Annotated in this window: 12 protein-coding genes and 1 pseudogene; 9 read left to right on the top strand and 4 right to left on the bottom strand. The window is 70.4% G+C overall.

Annotated elements, in window-relative coordinates:
• Positions 1-357: 357 nt before the first annotated feature.
• Together U1T56_RS12670 and U1T56_RS12665 are read left to right on the top strand one after the other, a co-directional pair.
• Entirely contained in the window at positions 358-1,038 is a 681-nt protein-coding gene (locus tag U1T56_RS12670) for a M23 family metallopeptidase (RefSeq protein WP_418159846.1), read from the top strand.
• Positions 1,039-1,428: 390 nt separating this feature from the next.
• Positions 1,429-2,517: a M10 family metallopeptidase C-terminal domain-containing protein gene (locus U1T56_RS12665; protein ID WP_418159845.1), complete on the top strand. Its 1,089-nt coding sequence runs from the start codon at positions 1,429-1,431 to the stop codon at positions 2,515-2,517.
• Between the two features lie 19 nt (positions 2,518-2,536).
• Here U1T56_RS12665 and U1T56_RS12660 read toward each other — a convergent pair whose 3' ends face one another.
• Positions 2,537-4,039, bottom strand: a complete 1,503-nt coding sequence (locus U1T56_RS12660; protein WP_418159844.1) for a lipopolysaccharide biosynthesis protein — start codon at positions 4,037-4,039, stop codon at positions 2,537-2,539.
• A gap of 255 nt (positions 4,040-4,294) precedes the next feature.
• On the opposite strand from U1T56_RS12660, the gene U1T56_RS12655 reads away from it, so the two are divergent.
• Positions 4,295-5,551 (top strand): ATP-binding protein, encoded by a 1,257-nt coding sequence (locus U1T56_RS12655; protein ID WP_418159843.1) that lies wholly within the window; start codon positions 4,295-4,297, stop codon positions 5,549-5,551.
• Here U1T56_RS12655 and U1T56_RS12650 read toward each other — a convergent pair.
• Positions 5,537-6,715: a glycosyltransferase family 4 protein gene (locus tag U1T56_RS12650; RefSeq protein ID WP_418159842.1), complete on the bottom strand. Its 1,179-nt coding sequence runs from the start codon at positions 6,713-6,715 to the stop codon at positions 5,537-5,539. The two genes, U1T56_RS12655 and U1T56_RS12650, sit on opposite strands and share 15 nt — an antisense overlap.
• 150 nt (positions 6,716-6,865) lie before the next feature.
• A complete protein-coding gene (locus U1T56_RS12645; protein WP_418159841.1) occupies positions 6,866-8,041 on the bottom strand; it encodes a polysaccharide pyruvyl transferase family protein in 1,176 nt (391 codons plus the stop codon).
• Between the two features lie 310 nt (positions 8,042-8,351).
• On the opposite strand from U1T56_RS12645, the gene U1T56_RS12640 reads away from it, so the two are divergent.
• The gene (locus U1T56_RS12640) at positions 8,352-9,728 is read left to right on the top strand and encodes a GNAT family N-acetyltransferase (protein ID WP_418159840.1); all 1,377 of its coding nucleotides are present in this window, start codon (positions 8,352-8,354) and stop codon (positions 9,726-9,728) included.
• 37 nt (positions 9,729-9,765) lie between these two features.
• Positions 9,766-11,748, top strand: coding sequence for a PhoX family protein (locus tag U1T56_RS12635; RefSeq protein WP_418159839.1), 1,983 nt, complete (start codon positions 9,766-9,768; stop codon positions 11,746-11,748).
• A gap of 255 nt (positions 11,749-12,003) precedes the next feature.
• Here the strand turns inward: U1T56_RS12635 and U1T56_RS12630 are convergent.
• A pseudogene (locus tag U1T56_RS12630) lies at positions 12,004-12,156 on the bottom strand (mannitol dehydrogenase family protein); the annotation flags it as partial.
• Between the two features lie 149 nt (positions 12,157-12,305).
• Here U1T56_RS12630 and U1T56_RS12625 point away from each other — a divergent pair.
• The 4 genes from U1T56_RS12625 (at position 12,306) to U1T56_RS12610 (ending at position 17,803) form a co-directional block, all read left to right on the top strand.
• Positions 12,306-13,283: a sialic acid TRAP transporter substrate-binding protein SiaP gene (locus tag U1T56_RS12625; protein ID WP_418159838.1), complete on the top strand. Its 978-nt coding sequence runs from the start codon at positions 12,306-12,308 to the stop codon at positions 13,281-13,283.
• A gap of 86 nt (positions 13,284-13,369) precedes the next feature.
• Positions 13,370-13,942: a TRAP transporter small permease gene (locus U1T56_RS12620; RefSeq protein ID WP_418159837.1), complete on the top strand. Its 573-nt coding sequence runs from the start codon at positions 13,370-13,372 to the stop codon at positions 13,940-13,942.
• Positions 13,943-13,946: 4 nt separating this feature from the next.
• Positions 13,947-15,353 carry a TRAP transporter large permease gene (locus U1T56_RS12615; RefSeq protein WP_418159836.1) on the top strand — a complete coding sequence of 469 codons (1,407 nt, stop codon included), beginning with the start codon at positions 13,947-13,949 and terminating at the stop codon, positions 15,351-15,353.
• A 98-nt stretch (positions 15,354-15,451) separates the two neighbouring features.
• Positions 15,452-17,803 (top strand): heavy metal translocating P-type ATPase, encoded by a 2,352-nt coding sequence (locus tag U1T56_RS12610; protein WP_418159835.1) that lies wholly within the window; start codon positions 15,452-15,454, stop codon positions 17,801-17,803.
• Positions 17,804-17,861: the final 58 nt, after the last annotated feature.

Genomic DNA, 17,861 nt, shown 5'->3' with positions numbered 1-17,861 from the left:
CCGCGTTTGGAGCACTAGGGTGTTCCCACCGGAAGCGCGGGAGTAACCCGCCGCCTCGTCCGGCCGGAACGGTCGCGACGACGGGACGCGAGCGCGACGCGACTTCAAGGCGCGCGCCCGGCACGCGCCACTGGCCTCGACGCCTGCTCGATCGTCCCGACGCCGAGCGGGAAAACTCGAAAGAACCCGCATCGAGCCGCTCGAAACGAGCCACGGGCGTGCTCGTACCCTCGACGACAGGAAGATCATCCGCATCGGGCAAAGCCCGGTTGCGCCCCGAACCAGCCCGATCGGGCCGTCGCTCCAGAAAGGAACCAGCCGGCCGAGCCACAGAACGAACAGTGCTGCGGAAACACCATGGACGAGCTCCAGCTCAACGGCCCTCTCTCCCGGAGACGTTTCCAGACCTCGCTGCTCACCGGCATTCTCGGTCTCGGCACGCTCGGCGCCCTCGGCAGCCTGCCGACAGAAGCCGAAGCCGCCTGCTCGGTGACGGCGAATCGGATGATGCAGGCCGTCATCGGTCCGGGCGGCAAGCTGCTCCGACAGTATTGCGACCCGCTCTACCGGGGCTACAGCAAGCCGGTCGACGATCCGGTCTACGGGCACGTCTATGTCCGCCACACCGGCCGCGACTTCAGCAAGGCGCCCGGCAGCCCCGTGCGGGCCGTGGCCGCGGGCCGGGTTACCGGCATCATGAACCCGCACTCGCCCCCGCGCTGGCAGGCAGCGGTCGTCTACGACGGCGGCAGCACCTGGTGGATCTACGGCCATCTCAATCTCGCCGTCCGGGTGGGCCAGGTGATCAACCGCGGCCAGATCGTCGGCACCATCGCCGATCCCGGCGGCCTGTGGTCGCCGCATGTGCATGTCGGCGCCTACAAGATCCCCATGCCGACCAGGACCGAAAGCGTCCAGCGCACCCTGAGTTGGGGCCGGGCCTACGGCAGGACCGGCGCCGAAGCCCAGGCGAGCGCACTGCGCTACACCGTCGATCCGCTCGTCGCCTTCGCCCGCACTCTCGGCGAGGCCTGCTGAGCGTGCTCGTCGCGTCCGGCGCGTGGCGGTCCCGGCCACATGCCGGCGCGAGCGCCATCCACGCGAAGGATGACCGCTCATTGCGACCGTCAAGTGACAAAGTGGCGATAAAAATAATTAATTTGCTCCCCTGCCGAGCCGGTGAATAAATGACGCGGTCATACGTCCATGACGTATGACCGCACATCGAGAACGATTGAAACGTCATTCGCCTCGAGTCGGCAGGGAGAGCGACATTGGCCGTTACTCAGCCAGTGCCGTCCATCACGCATTGAGCTGCGGCACGGTTCTTCCGATGCCGTCGGCTGATGTCACGCATCGGGCGGGTCCGACGCGGCGCGCGCGGTCGCGCTGGCCCGCCGCTTCGTTTCCATTCGGCAGGGATCGAGCATGGGTATCAGACTATTCGTCGGCGGCCGCGGCAACGACACGCTGACCGGCACCAATGTTGCCGACCATCTCTACGGCGATGGCGGCAACGACACGCTGCGCGGCAACGGGGGCGTCGACACGCTGCGCGGCAGCCTCGGCAACGACTATCTGGATGGCGGCTCCGGCAGCGATTTCCTCGACGGCGGCGTGGGCAACGACGTTCTTTACGGCGGCATCGGCAACTATCGCGACATCCTGGCCGGCCATGCCGGCAACGACACCCTCGACGGCGGCGGCGGCGACGACACGATCGACGGCGGCCTCGGCCGCGACCGGCTCACCGGCGGCGCCGGCCGGGACGTGTTCTACTTCAGCTCGACGCAGGACAGCCTGCCCTCGGCCCGCGACGTGATCACCGACTTCCGGCACGGCGACAGGATCGATCTGAGCTCGATCGACGCCAAGCTGCACACGCCGGGCGGCCAGGATTTCACCTTCATCGGCACGCACGCCTTCACCGCCGAAGGCCAGGTGCGCTACGCGCAGAGCGGCGGCCACACCTTGGTCGAGGTCAACACGAGCGGCCGCAGCGGCGCCGAGATGGTGATCGACCTCCAGGGCGACGTGTCCCTGCAGGCGTCGGACTTCGCCTTCCGCGGCGGCGACAAGACCGACCATGCCAGCGACGACGCCATCTTCTCGCACAACGCGAGCGTCAACCACTTCAGCGGCGGCGGTGGCGACGATTACGTCTACGGTGCCGCCGGCAACGACATCGTCCGCGGCGGCGGCGACAGCGACATGGTGCGCGGCGGCGAGGGCGACGACATCGTCGACGGTGGTCCGGGCGACGACATCCTCTATGGCGGCACCGGACGGGACGTGTTCGTGTTCGACGGCGACGACGGCCGCGACATCATCCAGGACTTCACCCGCGGCGAGGACCGGCTGCAGTTCAGGGGCAGCTCCGCCGAGCACGGCATGGCCGACTTCTCGATCCAGCAGTCGGGGGCCGACACGGTGATCCACACCCTTCACGGCGACGAGATCATCCTCGCCGGGGTGCACGCGAGGGAGCTCTCGGCCGCCGACTTTCTGTTCGGCTGACCGCCGGCCGCCCCGCCCCTCACGGGCCGGGAGCCGCGGGGTCCGACCCGCCCACCGCCGCGGCCCGCGGCTTCCTCGGCCCCATCACCGAGAGCAGGAGGCCCACGGTCTGCTGCACGAGCGGGCGTGCCAGCAGCAGGATCGCGACGCCGTAGGTGGCGAGCCCGATCGCGATCGCGGAGGCGAGGAACGGGACCGGGTGGTGCGGCTGCGGGGCGAGCTGCCGCCAGGCCAGCACCGCCGCCGCCATGAGCGCGGTCGCGACCAGGATCGGGCAGGAGCGCGCGAGCGCCGGCCGCACGTCGACACCCGAGGCGCGCTGCACGAGCCAGAGCCGCAGCGGGAACACGAGGAAGAGGCGGCCGACGAAGGCGGTCGAGATCGCCATCAGGCTGCCGGGCCCGAGCAGCAGCAGCAGCAGGAGGAACAGCACGGCCGAGCCGACCGAGAGCAGCATCTGCAGCCCGGTCCGGCCGATGCCGTACATGAGCGAGGCGGTGACCTGCGTCATCGGCATGAGGAGACCCAAAAGGGCCAGCACCTGCACGACCGGCACGGTCTCCGCCCATTGCGGCCCGAACACGAGCGGAACGAGCTCGGGTGCCACGAGTGCCAGGCCGACATGCGCCGGGAACGCGACCAGGTTCGCGACCGCCGAGCCGAAGCTCAAGAGCTCGCGCATCCCGGCGGCATCCCCTCTGATCCCGGCAAAGCTCGGCAGCGCCACCCGGCTGATCGGGCGGATCAGGAGCTGCGAGAGCAGCTCTTGGATCTTGCGCGCCGTGGTGAAGTGGCCGAGCGGGGCGGCACCCAGCGCGTAGCCGACCACGAAGCGCGGGATCAGGAAGTCCAGCACGTTCATGACCCGATCGCCCAGGGCACCTCCGACATAGCGGACGATGCCGCTCAAGGCCGGCCGCGAGAAGCACCGGCCCGGCCGCCAGGGATGGGCGTGCCAGATCACGAGCGTCTCGGCCACGGGCTGGGCGAGCTGGTAGGCGACGAGGCTCCACACGCCGAAGCCCGTGAACGCCATCGGGATCGCGACCGCACCGGCGGCGAGGGTGGCGAGCTGCGAGCGCGCGGCCAGCGGGGCGAAGCGCAGCTCGCGGCGCAGGAGCGCTTCCGGTACCACGGGCAGGCTCGAGAGCGGCAGCATCGGCGCCAGGGCCATCAGCACGCCCACGAGCTCGGGCTGGCCGAAGAGCCGCGCCATCGGCACGGCCAGGGCCGCGACCAGGACCGCGAGCAGCGTGGAGCTAAGGAGAAGGAACCAGAACGTCGTGTCGAGATGGCGCTGGTCGAGGTCGCGCTCGTGGATCAGCGCGTCGCCCCAGCCGCCGTTCGTGATCGCCACGTCGCCGAGCGCGATGACGATGATCGCCATGCCGAGCAGGCCATAAGTTTCGGGCCCCAGAAGGCGGGTCAAGATCACGAACAGGAGCAGCTGGATGAGCTGCGTGCCCCAGGTCTCGACCGATACCCAGAGCGCTCCGGCGACGGCGCGCCGCTTGAAGTTCATGCGATGCTGCCTCAGGTCGTTGCACGCCGCTCGCGGAGCGCGGGCCTTTCGGGTCGGGTATAGCGCACCCGCAACCGCCCGCGCGACAAATCCATCGAAGAAGCCGCGGCGAAGAGGTCGAACTTTCCGGTCAGCCTATGCCAAAGCCTTGTGCTAGGATGCAAGCACAATATTGTTCGGCGAATGCGAGTCTTGTTCTTTCCACGAAAGATTGATGGACTCCTGTTTCACCGCACGACGAAACGACGAGGGACGATGAACGAGCACGCAGTCCATCCCGCCGTGCAGGCGAGCCCGACGGCAGCGACGCCCATGGCCGGAGGCCGCGCCGGCTCCCGCACGGTCCTCCTGGTCGGCAACTACCGCCCGTCGGTCTCGGTCGTGCGCTCGCTCGGCCGGGCCGGCTACCGGGTGATCGTCGGCCGCGACGAGTTCAGCTCGGCCGCGGAATATTCGCGCTGGGCCGCCGAGACCTGGACGCACCCCTCGCTGCGGCAGGACGGGGAAGGCTTCGTGCGCGCGATCGCCGACTTCCTCCGCCGGCGGCCGGACGTGGGCTTCCTCTTCCCGGTCCTGGGCCTCGCCATCATCCGCGTGTGCGAGCATCGGCATCTTCTGCCCGAGGACGTGGTGGTCGTGACCCCCGACCCCGCCCTCGTCGCCATGTGCGACCACAAGACCCGGCTCCTCGAACTCGCGGCCGAGCTCGGCGTGCCGCAGCCCGGCCGCGCCGTGGTCCGGGATCTGCCGGCGCTCGAGGCGGCGGTGCGGCAGACGGGTTATCCCTGCATCGTCAAGCCCGCCGTGGCGGAGCTGCGCCTCTACGGCGAGAAAGGGGTGATCTGCCGCAGCGCGCAGGAGTTCCGCGGGCGCTTCCCGACCTGGCCGGAAGGGCACGAATCGCTTCTGGTCCAGCGCTACGTCAAGGGCTTGCGGCACAATCTCCACTTCGCCGCGAAGGACGGCCGGCTCCTGCGCTGCCTCGACGCGGTGAGCCTCAGGACCATGCGCCCGGACGGGACCGGGCTCACGGTCGAAGGGATCTCGGTCGAGCTGCCTTTGGACATGCGCCGCTACTGCGAGCGCATGATCGCCGCCATGCGCTACACCGGCATCGGCTGCCTGCAGTTCCTGCGCGACGAGGCGAGCGGCGAGGCCGTGTTCCTCGAGGTCAATCCGCGCCTCGCCGCCGGCTACGCCATCAGCCAGCATTGCGGCCTCGATCTGCCGCAGCTCGCCCTTGACCTCGCGCGCGGCGCGCCGGTTCCCGAGCTCGCCGGCCCCTTCACCTACCCCGCGGGCCAGCGTTTCGCCTGGTTCGCGGGCGACCTCGAAGGCCTCAAGGAGGCGCTCTTGCACCGGGAGATCGGCCTCGGCGCCGCGGCCCGCTGGCTCGGAACGGCGGTCCGCTCGGCCCTGCGCGCCGACATGCACCTCACCTGGAGCCGCGAGGACCCGCGGCCGGCGCTGGTCCTCTACGGCCGGATGCTGCGCCGGTCACGCCGCCGGTAGGCGGCGGCCGCGCGCTTCGCTCTCCTGCGGCTGCGCCACCGGCAGCGGCAGCTCGCGGCCGGTGCTGCCGACGGCACGACGGAACAGGGCCTCGTACTGGCGCAGGATGCGCTCGGGCGCGAACCGCGCCGCCTGCTGCAGGCTCTTGCGGCCGAACAGGGCCATCGTCTCCTCGTCGGCGAGGAGCCGTGCGAGCGCGCGGCGCAGGCCCGCGACGTCGCCGGGCTCGACGAGCAGCGCCGCATCGCCCGCGACCTCGGCGCAGCCCGGCACGGTCGAGGTGACGACGGCGCAGCCGGCGCTCATCGCCTCGAGCAGCACCATCGGAAAGTTCTCCTGCATCGAGGGGAACACGAAGATCTTGGCCGAGCGGTAGAGGGCGGGGAGCTGGTCGCGGCCGACGAAGCCGAGGAAGGTCGCGGGCACCCCGAGATCCTGCGCCATCTGCCGGACCGTGGGCAGATAGGGCCCGTCGCCGGCGATGCACAGCTCGAAGCGGGTCTCGAGCCCCGCCATGGCCTGGATCAGATGCTGCACGCCCTTGCGCTCGACCATCCGGGTCACGACCAGGATCCGGTCGCGGCGCGGCAGATCGGGGGCGGGCGGCGCCTCGAAGCTGTTCGGGATCACGTCCACCGGCACGTCGATCTTGCGGCCGATCAGCTCCTGCAGGAAGCGCGAGGGCGCGGTGATCGCCGCGCTCGCCTCGATGATCCGCCGCCAGAACGGGGCGAGGAAATGGTGCATGAGCTCGAAGCGCTCGGGGTTGTAGCCCGGCACGTCCGAGCCGTGCGCCGTCAGCACGTAAGGCAGGCCCGTGCGCCGGTGCAGGAGCCAGGCCACCACACCGGACGGAATGACGAAATGGCAGTGGATCAGGTCGAAGGGCTCGCGGCGGGCGAGGGCGAGCGCCTTCTGATAGGAGGGCAGGATCTGGGTCGCGAGCTCGGCCGCGGTCGCATGGAAGCGGACCCGGCGCACGCAGGGAACCCGGTGGATCTTGACGCCCCTGTCCTCGGCGCAGGCCGGCAGATCGCGCATGCCCGAGGTGACCACGTGCACTTCGTGGCCGGCGCCGACGAGCGCCTGCGCCACGCCCTGACAGACCACGCCGCCGCCACCACCCACCGGCGGGTACTCGTAGCAGATCGTGAGGATCCTCATGACGCTTGACCCGTCGTTACAGGGGCGCGGGCGGTCGGCCCGCACCTTTGCGTTTCCGCGTTGGTCGATGTGGTGCTCACGGCAGGGAACATCGCTGCCCCAGCCTCGCGTTCCCTGCCGCCCCCCGGCCAGCCGCACGGACGGGGAGGCTCATCGGGCGAGCTCCCCGAACAGCGCGCGGTTGAGCGAGCGGATCGGCGCCGTCAGCGTCTCGATCCGCTCCCGCGGGGGGCCGGACCGCTCGCGCAAGGCACCGTCGAGCAGGGCCGAAAGCTCCTCCGCCCTGTCCTCGCGGACGAACCGGCCGACGTCGAGCACCCGGTCGGCAGCGCCGAGAAGCTCGAAGAAGCCCATGAACTTGGGATTGTAGGCGAGGCCCACCACCGGCGTGCCCATGGCGGCGGCGAGGATGGTGGGATGCATCCGCCCGCCCAGGAGCACGGCGAGCTCGCCCGCGACCGCCTTGTAGAGGGCGGCGTCGTCGAGGCGGAGCATGGCGCGTGCGCCGGCCGGTGCCGTCATCCTGGCCGCGACCGCCTCGCACACGCGATCGTCGCCCTCGTGGGCATAGGTGTAGGTCGGAAGGAACAGCACGAAGGCGCCGTGCTCGCGCACGAGCGCATCGAGCGCCCTGGCCAGGCCCGCCGTGAGCGCCTCGGCCTCGGGCTCGGGCGGCCGCTCGCGGCGCCAGGGCAGGCGATGCGCGATCTTGTTCGGGACGATGCGCGGCTTTGCCGGGAACCAGCGGCGCAGCGCCACGCCCACGAGCGGCCGGCCGTCGAGCGGAACACCGTGCCGCCGCAGCAGGTCCCGCGCGGCTTCCGGGTCGGCCGGCGGCAGGAGGAGTGCCGGGTCCGGAACCAGCCCCACCCTCTTTCCGGTCAAGGGCTGCGCCACCTCGAGCGCCTCGGGATCGCGCACCGTCACCTGCTCCATGCAGGCGAAGGCGAGCCGCGCCGCGAGCCGGCTGATGCCGGCGCGCAGCGGCCCGACCCCGAGCGCGTAGCCCACGACCCGGCGGCAGAACAGCCGCATCAACGCCACGCGCAGCGCCCAGTAGGGCATCTTCACGAGGCTGTCGTCGTCCTGGAACAGGCCGCCGCCGCCGATGAGGACGAGATCGCTCCGCGCCGCCGCCGCGCACAACGACAGAAAGCCGCGCGGGCCGGGTGCGATCGCGCGCGCGCCGTAGTCGCGGCTCGCCCGCGCCCCGTCGCCCGAGACCACCGCCACGGCAGCTTCCGGGGCCAGCTCCTGGATCTGACGGCACGTGGCCTGAAGAATGGCGCGATCGCCGAGATTGCCGTCGGCGTCGCCACCGAGCACGAGAATCCGCGGCCGGCTCCGCCGTCCGGCGCGAACCAGCGATTGATCGACGTATGGCACAGACAACGTGTGGTCCAAACCCGTTGAGGCGAATGCCATGGTGCCGCGCCCGCCAGCGCGGCCTTTACAGTTTAAAATACTAGGCTCTCCCTCTCCGACCGAACAACAAAAATCTGACGTACGACGCTATCCCTTAAAGGAATTTCAGGTTGTCCGGAATTGGCACATTAGAACTTCTGCTCCATCTATCTTTCGTATTAATACTTTGGATATTGAATTGACACTCTTATCGGTGGATGGAAGGGCCGCTATGATCATATTTCTGGACAAGAGGTCGTCACGGCTCGGCTCCGTGGCGGCGCGGCGCGGCCGGGAGCCGGCCGGGCGCGCGGCACCTTTGCGACTCCTGCAACCGGATGGCACGACCCTGAGCGAGAAACGAGGCGACCGGGCCGGCCTGATCGGCCCCCTGATCGAGCACCTGCCGCCGAGCGTCGATCCCTGGCTGCGCGCGGGCCAACGTTATCTCCTGCCGCTCCTGCGCCGGCGCGTGCCTTTGCTGCGGGCGCGCGGCCCGGTCCTCGCCGACGGCACGCCGGGAACGCTGCTGCTTGCCGGCGATTCCGCCACGGCGCGCTATCTCGCGAAGCGGTTCTTCGCCGAGGCGCCCGTGTTCGAGCGCATCGGCACGGCGAGCCCGTTCCGCCTGCCCGCCATGCTGCCGGCGCTGGCCGAGGGCGTGGACCTCGTGGTGGCGACCGTGCCGCGCTGGCTCGCCAGGCGCTCGGGCGACCGGCTCTGGCTGCGCGTGCCGGAATCGGTGGGCGCACGGCTCGAGGCCAAGGCGGACGGCTCGACCTTCGCCGGTGCCAGCAAGACGGCGCGGCGCAACATCGAGCTCGTGCGCAAGAGCGGGCTGACCTGGACCACCTCGCACGACCCCGCCGACTTCGAGCGCTTCTACGACGAGATGTACGTGCCGTTCGCCAAGGCGCGCTACGGCGAGCTCGCCTTCGTGCGCGACCGGCACGCGCTGCGGCGCCGCTTCCGCCAGGGCGGCCTGTTCTGGATCCGCCGCGACGGCGAGATCGTGGCCGGCCAGCTCTTCCAGATCGAAGGAGCGAGCCTCCACGTGCTGGGCCCCGGCACGCCGGGCGGCAGCAGCGAGCCCGTGAAGCTGGGCGCCCTCAGCGCCCTTTATCTCGCCGCCGCGGCGCACGCCGAGCGGAACGGCATCCGCTGGCTCGACATGGGCGGCAGCTCGCCCTCGCTGCGCGACGGCGTGCTCCTCCACAAGCGCGGCTGGGGTGCCATGCTCGCCGACCGGCCGGAAAGCCATGCCGACCTCCTCGTTCGCTGGCGCAGCATCACGCCGCCCGTGGCGCATTTCCTGGCCGAGACGCCGCTCGTCGTCCGCGACGGCGACGGTTTCGCGGCCGTCACCGTCTGGGACGGCCAGGGCGGCATCGCCGGCTCCGCCGCAGCGCTCCGGGACAAGCTCGCCATGCCGGGCCTGCGCCGGCTCCACGTCCTCGCCACCGGCGGCGGCGAGACCGGACGGTTGCCGCCGGCAGCGGGGCAGGACACCGAGCTTCTGGTGTCACCGCCCGGACCGCCCGAGAGCCTCGGCATGAGGCCGGAGGCTCCGGCCGGTCACACGCCTGACACCGTGGGCTCCTATTCGTAGCCGGGCAAGGTTCCGAACGGACGGGAAAAAACGCTCGATGACGAGAAGATCGATGCTGGCCGCGACGACGGCCATCGTGGGCACGCTCGGGCTCGTCGCCGCAGCCGGCGCGGAGCAGGCGGCACCGGAGCAGCCGCCGGCACCCTTGAAGGTGAAGCTGGTCGAGTTCACGCCGACGCCGGCACCCGCGAACGAGCTCGAGATGGCGAGCGCCTACACGCGCTCGTCGGCGGTGCTCACCCTCGCCGACGGCAGCACGCGCACCTTCCCCTTGAGCTACGTGATCCTCCACCGCTCCGGCGACTATGTCGGCGGCTGGTACTCCGGCCTCATCGTCGACAAGGACGGCAAACCGATCCAGCGCACCGCCCCCGACAAGGACGGCAACGTCGCGATCGGCCCCTTCATGTCGGCGGGCCAGGACGGCACCTCGCTCCTGAACGTCCCGGACGCCAGGGTCGAGGGCGTGAAGGGCCGGCCGCTCTTCCTCGTCAACCACCTCGAATACTCGACCGAAGCGCCCAACGCCGACCCCACGAAGCCGCCCGTCGAGCTCTACGGCCAGCTTCCGATGGCGATGAACGTCACCGTGCTGGACCAGGATCCCGCCACCGGCCGGCTCACGCCGGTCCGGCTCTCGACCGTCGACTTCGGCAAGGTCGAGGGCTTGTGGATTCCCTGCAACGGCTCGACCACGCCCTGGATGACCCATCTCGGCAGCGAGGAGTACGAGCCCGACGCGCGCGTCTACGAGAAGCAGCCGCTCGAGCCCATGAACCTCTACCGCGGCACGGTCGGCAAGACCTGGGACCAGGGCGGCGCCAACCCCTACATGTACGGCCACATCGTCGAGGTGACGGTGAAGCCCGACGGCTCCAGCGAGGCCGTGAAGCACCACGCCATGGGCCGGCTCGCCTTCGAGCTCGGCGACGTCATGGGCGACCGCAAGACCGTCTATTTCGGCGACGACGGCGACGACGTGATCCGCGCCATGTTCGTCGCCGATCGCCCGGGCGATCTCTCCGCCGGCACGCTCTATGCCGCGAAGTGGCGGCAGGAGACGGGCGAGGGCTTCGGCCGGGCCAGGCTCGAGTGGATCCGCCTCGGCCACGCCACCGACGCCGAGGTCGAGGCGATGATCCAGAGCGGCGTCAAATTCAGCGACATCTGGGACTACGCCACCGCCGGGCAGGTGAAGGCCGAGCCCGCGAAGTACCAGGGCTTCAAGCCGCTCTACGTCTATACCGGCACGGGCAGCAAGACGCAGCTCGAGTATTACCGCCTCAAGCCCGGCCGGGAGAAGGAGGCGGCGTTCCTCGAGACCCGCCGCTACGCCGCCTGGCTCGGTGCCACGACCGAGTTCACGAAGCTCGAAGGTGTCGCCCACGACAACCGCGACAAGAAGCTCTGGATCGTGGCGAGCACGATCCGCGCCGGCATGGGCAAGGTGAAGGACGATCCCCGGCCGCAGGACGACATCCGGCTCGACGCCGACGCCAAGGATCTCAACTGCGGCGCCGTCTACGAGAGCAACCTGAAGGGCGGGCAGAAGGACACGTCCGGCCGGCCCATCGACAGCGAGTGGGTGGCGGTCGACGCCTATGCGCCCGTCCATGGTGCCAGGCAGCCGGAAGGGGCTTCGGTCGGCAAGTACGACGCCTGCAGCACCGATCTGGTCGCGAACCCCGACAATCTCCGCTTCTCGGCGGCCATGCGCACCCTGTTCATCGGCGAGGATTCCGGCAACCACCTCAACAATTTCGTCTGGGCCTGGAACGTCGACACCAAGAGCCTGACGCGGATCTTCACCGCCCCTGCCGGGGCCGAGGACACCGGCCTCAACGTGTTCGACGACTATAACGGCCACGCCTACATCACCGCCAACGTGCAGCATCCGGGTGCCGCGGAGGACCTCGCCAGGTATCCCGACGCGATCAGGCTCGACCTGCGCCGCCGGATCGACCCGCGCGGCTATGTCGGCTACATCGCCGGCCTGCCGGCGCTGACGCGCAGCGAGTGACCCCCTCGGGAGCGGCGCCGTTCCGGCCCGCTCCCCTTGCCCGACGGCCCGAACGGCGCTTCAGCCCGCCGGCCGGCCCGCCAGGGTGCGACGCACGCCCCGGGCGAGCAGCCGGTCGAGCGCCGTCTCCACGGCCGCGCGAAAGCGCGGATCGCGGGGCAGATCCTCGCCGAACAGCTCGCGCACCCCGATCAGGACCGGCACGAGACGCGCGGCGACCGGCCCCGCCGCGGCGGCGAGGGCTCGCAGCCGCGGGGCGAGCGGGTCGTCGAGCACCACCGCCTGATGCGCACGATGGAAGGCGCCGCCGCCGAGATGGACGATGCCCGTGCGCACGGCGGCGCGATCGAAGGCCGGCCGCCGGATCCGTGCGGGCAGCATCGGCAGGGTGCTCGTCGAAAGGCGCATCGTCGGGGGCTCCCGCTCGAGCGATGGAACGCCGCTCCCGGCTTGCCACGAAACGCGCTCTCGCGAAAGCGGTGGTTGACGGAGGGGTGCCGGTTTTGCCATGCACGGGCTCCCACCGCCGCATCCGACCGAAAGAGGGAGGCAGAGACATGCGAAGACGCGACGGATTGGCCCTGGCGGCCGCCCTGGGCCTTGCGCTTCTGACCGGGCAGGCCGTGGCCGCCCCGACCAACCTGAAATGGGCCCACGTCTACGAGACCTCGGAACCGTTCCACACCGAATCGGTCTGGGCGGCGCAGGAGATCGAGAAGCGCACCGACGGACGCTACCACATCGACGTCTACCCCGCCTCGCAGCTCGGCAAGGAGAGCGACATCAACCAGGGCCTGTCGCTCGGCACGGTCGACATCATCATCTCGGGCCTGAGCTTCGCCGCGCGCAGCTATCCGCCGATCGGCATCGGCTACTTCCCCTACACCTTCCGCGGCCCGGAGCATCTCCTGGCCTTCGCGAAGAGCGACGTCTTCAAGGAGCTGGTCAAGGGCTACGAGGACAAGACCGGGCACCATATCGTGGCGCTCAGCTACTACGGCACGCGGCAGACGACCTCGAACAAGCCGATCAAGGGCTGCGCCGACATGAAAGGCCTCAAGATCCGCGTGCCCGACGCGCCGGCCTATCTCGCCATGCCGCGCGCCTGCGGCGCCAACACCACGCCCATCGCCTTCGCCGAGGTCTATCTGGCGCTCCAGAACGGTACGGTGGACGCGCAGGAGAACCCGCTCACCACGATCGAGGCCAAGAAGTTCTACGAGGTGCAGAAGCACATCGTGCTCACCGGCCACATCGTCGACCACCTCGCCACGATCGTCTCGAAGAGCCTCTGGGCCAGGCTGTCGGAGGAGGACCGGAAGGTCTTCGCCGACGTGGCGCAGGCAGCCGCGGCGCGCATCACGCAGAAGATCCAGGCGCGGGAAGCCGAGCTCATCCCGTTCTTCCAGTCGAAGGGGCTCACCGTCACCGAGGTGAGCAAGGACGAGTTCAAGGAAGCGGTGATGAAGAACGTGACCTTCGAGCAGTTCGGCTATCGCAAGGCCGACTGGGAGCGCATCCAAGCGCTCCAGTGATCCCGGCGACGCTTCGCCCCACCCGACGCTCCTCCCTCCCGGCCCACGGGGGGGAGCCCAGCCCTTCAAGCCCGGATGCCGCGCCCGTGCCCAAGGAGATCCATACCCCCGTCACCGGCGAGGAGCTCGCCCATGCCTTCGAGGAGGAGGCCGCACCCGTCGATCTCGGACGCTACGCCTTCGAGGACTGGGTGACGCTTCTCGTGTTCTGGCTGATGGCGGGCGCCGTCTTCCTCCAGTTCTTCACCCGCTACGTGCTCAACGACAGCTTCGCCTGGACCGAGGAGATCGCGATCTACTGCCTGATCGGAGTCGTGTTCCTGGGCTCGGCCATGTGCGTCCGGCTCTCGCGGCACATCCACGTCGATTTCCTCTACCGCTACCTGCCGCGGCGCCCAGCGCGGGTGCTGGCAACCCTGGTCGACCTCCTGCGCATCGCCTTCTTCGCCTACGGTGCCGTGCTGGTCTGGCGCTATGCCGCGATGATCCCCGACGAGAAGATGACCACCATCGACCTGCCGAAATCGATCGTCTTCCATGCCGTCATCCTGGGCTTCGTGCTCATGACGCTCCGCGCGGTCCAGGTCGCGATCACGGACTTCCGCCGCGGCTGGTCGACGCTCGAGCGGCCCGGTGCCTTCGACGGCTCGGAGGCCTGAGTCCATGTTGCTCCTGATCGGCGCCTTCCTCGGCCTCATGGTGCTGGGCGTCCCGGTCGCGGTCGCCATGGCCGTGGCCTCGATCGCCTATCTCCTCGCCTACGACGTGGCGCCCGACGTGATCGTCGCCCAGCGCATGATCGCCGGGGTCGAAAGCTTCCCGCTGCTTGCCGTGCCGTTCTTCATCCTCGCCGGCAACCTCATGAACATCGCCGGGGTCACGGGCCGGATCTACAGCTTCGCCGTGGCGCTCGTCGGTTGGATGAAGGGGGGCTTGGCACAGGTGAACATCGTGGGCTCGGTGATCTTCTCGGGCATGTCCGGCACCGCGATCGCCGATGCGGCCGGGATCGGCACGATCGAGATCAAGGCCATGAAGGACCACGGCTACTCGACCGAGGTGGCGGTGGGTGTGACGGCGGCCTCGGCGACGCTCGGGCCCATCATCCCGCCGTCCCTGCCCTTCGTCATCTACGGCATGATGGCCAACACCTCGATCGGCGCCCTGTTCTTGGGCGGCGTCGTTCCCGGTGCGGTGATGACGCTGTTCATGATGGCGACGGTGGCCGTGTTCGCCTACCGCCGCGGCTGGGGCTCGGACACGCCGTTCGATGCGCGCAAGCTGCTCGCGGCCGCGCTCGAGGTCGTGGTGGTGCTGGCCTTTCCGGTCGCGGCCTATGCCCTGGTCTGGGCCGGGCTCTCGCAGAACCTCGCCATCGCCATCGCCCTCGCGGCCCTCCTGGCGCTCGACTGGTGGCTCGACTTCTCGGCCGTCATGGCGCTGATGACGCCGGTGATCCTGATCGGCGGCATGACCCTGGGCTGGTTCACGCCGACCGAGGCGGCGGTCGCGGCCGTCTTGTGGTCGCTCTTCCTCGGCCTCGTCCGCTACCGCTCGATGACGCTCGCGACCCTCGCCAAAGCCACCTTCGACACGATCGAGACCACGGCCGCGGTGCTGTTCATCGTCACCGCCGCCTCGGTCTTCGCCTGGCTCCTGACGGTGAGCCAGGCCGCGCAGCTCCTCTCGGATGCGATCCTCAGTATCACGCAGAACAAGTGGGTGTTCCTGATCCTCGTCAATCTCCTCGTCCTCTTCGTCGGCTGCTTCCTCGACACCATCGCCGCGATCACGATCCTGGTGCCGATCCTCCTGCCCATCGTCCTGAAGCTCGGGATCGACCCGATCCATTTCGGGCTGGTCCTCACCTTGAACCTGATGATCGGGCTCCTGCACCCGCCCCTGGGCATGGTGCTGTTCGTGCTCTCGCGTGTGGCCGGGCTTTCGGTCGAGCGCACGACCATGGCGATCCTGCCCTGGCTCGTGCCCCTGTTCCTCGCCCTCATCGCGATCACCTTCGTCCCCGAGCTGACGCTCTGGCTGCCGCGGGCGGCGGGCATCGCGCGCTGAAGGCACGAGCCGCGGACCGCCGTTGACGCGGATCAAGGCGGACGGAGCGCGGCGCGGGCAGACTGCGCTCGGCAACCATCGTGCAGGGCCATGCCGCCATGAGCAGAACCGCGTTCGGCCGGGCGCTCACCCCGGACCGCCTGCTTCTCGCCGCGACGCTCGCGGCCCTCGCGGGCGGCGCTGCGACGTGGGTGCTGGGCGCTCCCGAGCCGGCCGGGTCGATCTGGGCCGCCGGCACGGCGCTCGTCCTCCTCGCCCTGCTCGTCGCGATCGCCCGCGATCTCTGGCACGGCCGCACCGGCGTCGATCTGCTGGCGGCGTTCTCGATGGCGGGCGCGCTCCTTCTGGGCGAGCACCTCGCCGGCATCATCATCGCTCTCATGTACGCAGGCGGCACCGCGCTCGAGGCCTTCGCCGAACGGCGCGCCGGCGCCGAGCTCGCGGCCCTGCTCGGCCGGGCGCCGCGCGAGGCGCACCGCGAGCGTGACGGTGTGCTCGAGGACGTGGACGTCGGGCAGGTGGCCGTGGGCGACCGGCTCCTGGTCAAGACCGGCGAGACGGTGCCCGTGGACGGAATCGTCCTCGAGAACCCCGCGATCCTCGACGAATCGGCGCTCACCGGCGAATCCCTGCCGGTCGAGCGCGGCACCGGCGAGCGCGTGCGCAGCGGCGCCCTCAATGCCGGCCAGCCCTTCTCCATACGCGCCACCGCCACGGCCGAGGCCAGCACCTATGCCGGGATCGTGCGGCTGGTCGAGGCGGCGCGCGAGCAGAAAGCGCCCTTCGTCCGGCTCGCCGACCGCTATTCCCTCCTCTTCCTGCCGGCGACCCTCCTGATCGCGGGCCTCGCCTGGCTCGCGACGGGCGATCCGACGCGAGCACTCGCCGTCCTCGTCGTCGCGACCCCCTGCCCTTTGATCCTCGCCGCCCCGGTGGCGATGGTGGCCGGGATCTCGGCCGCCGCAAGGCGCGGCGTGCTCGTCAAGGGCGGAGGTGCCCTCGAGACCTTGGCCGGGGCCGAGATCCTCGTCCTCGACAAGACCGGCACGCTCACCACCGGCATTCCGCACGTGGCCGCGATCGAGGCACGGGACGGGATCGACGAGGACGGCCTGTTACGGCTCGCGGCAGCGCTCGACCAGGTCTCGACCCATCCGCTCGCGGAAGCGCTCCTCGCCGCCGCCCGCACGCGCGGCCTCGCCCTGCCGATGCCGGAAGCCGTGTGCGAGACGCCCGGTGCCGGGATCGAGGGCCGGGTCGAAGGCCGCGAGGTCCGCCTCGGCCGGATCGGCTTCGTCCTCGGCGGAACCGCGCGCGACCCCTGGATCGGCGCCCTCGCCCAGCGCGCCGCGCGCGACGGCGCCACGACCGTCCTCGTCGCCGTGGACGGCAGGCCCATGGGCGCCATCCTGCTCGCCGACGAGATCCGCCGCGAGACGCCGCGCGCGCTGCGCGCGCTCCATCGGGCGGGCATCCGCCGCACCGTGCTCCTGAGCGGCGACCGGCTGGATGCCGCCGAGGCGGTGGCGACGGCACTCGGCATCGACGCCGTGCTCGCCGAGCGCACGCCCGAGGACAAGGTGGACGCGGTCCGCGCCGAGCGGCAGACCGGCATCACCGCCATGATCGGCGACGGCATCAACGACGCCCCCGCCCTGGCCGCCGCCGACATCGGCATCGCCATGGGTGCGCGTGGTGCGGCGGCGGCGAGCGAGGCGGCGGACGCCGTGCTCCTGGTCGACCGGCTCGACCGGCTGGCCGAGGCGATTCTGCTCGCGCGCCGCACCCGGCGGATCGCGCTCGAGAGCGTCCTTGCCGGCATGGCGCTCTCGGGCCTCGGCATGGTGGCGGCCGCCTTCGGCTTCCTGCCGCCGGTGGCGGGAGCGCTCGTGCAGGAGGCGATCGACGTCGCCGTGATCCTGAACGCGCTTCGCGCCCTCGCCCCGGCAGACGGCCGCTCGCGCGAGGCGCTGCCGCTCCCGGAGCTGCGCCGCCTGCACGAGGGGCACGCGACACTGGGTCCGATCCTCGACCGGCTGCGTACGCTCGCCGACCGGCTCGATCTCGGCGACGGTGCAGCGCTCCGCGCCGAGCTTCTGGCCGTCGACCGGCTGCTGCAGGAGGAGGTGCTGCCGCACGAGCGCGCCGACGAGGCCGACCTCCATCCGCGCATCGCCCGGCTGCTGGGCGGACAGGACCCGATGGCCTCGATCAGCCGCACGCACCGCGAGATCGCCTACCTCGCCCGCCGCCTGCACCGGCTGGTGGCGACCCTGCCGCCCACGGGCCCTTCGCACGAGGAGCTGATCGAGCTGCGCCGCATCCTCTACGGCCTCGAGGCGATCTTGCGCCTGCACTTCGCGCAGGAGGACGAGATCTACGACAGCGTGGCCGGCGACGTGCCGCCGGCGGCGCGGCCGAAAGCAAGGACCGTGGCCGAGGTTTCCTGAACGGAGCCACAGGCTCGGACTGGACCCGAACCGTCCGCTCGGACGTTCTGGCAGGCGA

This window comes from Benzoatithermus flavus (assembly GCF_037908215.1).
Lineage (GTDB): Bacteria > Pseudomonadota > Alphaproteobacteria > Geminicoccales > Geminicoccaceae > Benzoatithermus > Benzoatithermus flavus.
Note: the sequence above shows the minus strand (reverse complement) of the source record. Positions and strands in the feature narration are given on the sequence as shown.

Coding starts and splice junctions, on each gene's coding strand:
- U1T56_RS12670 (WP_418159846.1), top strand. CDS start 358: ATGGACGAGCTCCAGCTCAACGGCCCTCTCTCCCGGAGACGTTTCCAG.
- U1T56_RS12665 (WP_418159845.1), top strand. CDS start 1,429: ATGGGTATCAGACTATTCGTCGGCGGCCGCGGCAACGACACGCTGACC.
- U1T56_RS12660 (WP_418159844.1), bottom strand. CDS start 4,039: ATGAACTTCAAGCGGCGCGCCGTCGCCGGAGCGCTCTGGGTATCGGTC.
- U1T56_RS12655 (WP_418159843.1), top strand. CDS start 4,295: ATGAACGAGCACGCAGTCCATCCCGCCGTGCAGGCGAGCCCGACGGCA.
- U1T56_RS12650 (WP_418159842.1), bottom strand. CDS start 6,715: ATGAGGATCCTCACGATCTGCTACGAGTACCCGCCGGTGGGTGGTGGC.
- U1T56_RS12640 (WP_418159840.1), top strand. CDS start 8,352: ATGATCATATTTCTGGACAAGAGGTCGTCACGGCTCGGCTCCGTGGCG.
- U1T56_RS12635 (WP_418159839.1), top strand. CDS start 9,766: ATGACGAGAAGATCGATGCTGGCCGCGACGACGGCCATCGTGGGCACG.
- U1T56_RS12625 (WP_418159838.1), top strand. CDS start 12,306: ATGCGAAGACGCGACGGATTGGCCCTGGCGGCCGCCCTGGGCCTTGCG.
- U1T56_RS12615 (WP_418159836.1), top strand. CDS start 13,947: ATGTTGCTCCTGATCGGCGCCTTCCTCGGCCTCATGGTGCTGGGCGTC.
- U1T56_RS12610 (WP_418159835.1), top strand. CDS start 15,452: ATGAGCAGAACCGCGTTCGGCCGGGCGCTCACCCCGGACCGCCTGCTT.